Below are 568 nucleotides of genomic sequence, written 5' to 3' on the forward strand. Positions count from 1 at the left end.
TAGGGTCGGTTATTGGCGATGTGGTGAGCACCACAAGTGATGTCAACAACATGGTGTCTGAGCTTAACCAAGCCGTCACCAACATTGCGAACAGCAACCGTTCAGTGAGCGAACAAACCAACTCCATTGCCGCAGCAACTGAAGAAATTTCTGTGACCATCAGCAGCATTTCAACCACGACTGACGAACTAAGCCAACAATCACAGAACACTTATGAATCGGCTAAAGTCGGCTCTGAGACAATTAAAAATGCGCTTAGTAGCCTTACTGACACGATTAGTGTTGTGAACCAAACCAGCGGCCAGCTTAATGAGCTTGGTCAGCTATCTAAAGACATTGATAACGTGATTGGTATGATTAACGACCTTGCCAACCAGACGAACCTACTGGCTCTTAATGCCGCTATTGAAGCCGCTCGTGCTGGTGAAGCAGGCCGCGGCTTCTCAGTTGTTGCAGACGAAGTTCGTTCATTAGCAGAGAAAACGGTGGATGCAACAGGCAAAATCACCGACATCGTTAGCACTATCCAAACTTCAACCCAAACAGCAATCAGCACCATGAAAGAAGG

1 protein-coding gene is annotated in these 568 nt (G+C 47.2%); it reads left to right on the forward strand.

Features of this window, described 5'->3' with window-relative positions; translation table 11 throughout:
- Positions 1-568, forward strand: a 568-nt coding sequence (locus ACYVGZ_RS05025; protein WP_460752084.1) for a methyl-accepting chemotaxis protein, incomplete at both ends; no start/stop codon positions are given.

The sequence above is a fragment of the Marinomonas epiphytica genome (assembly GCF_054780655.1).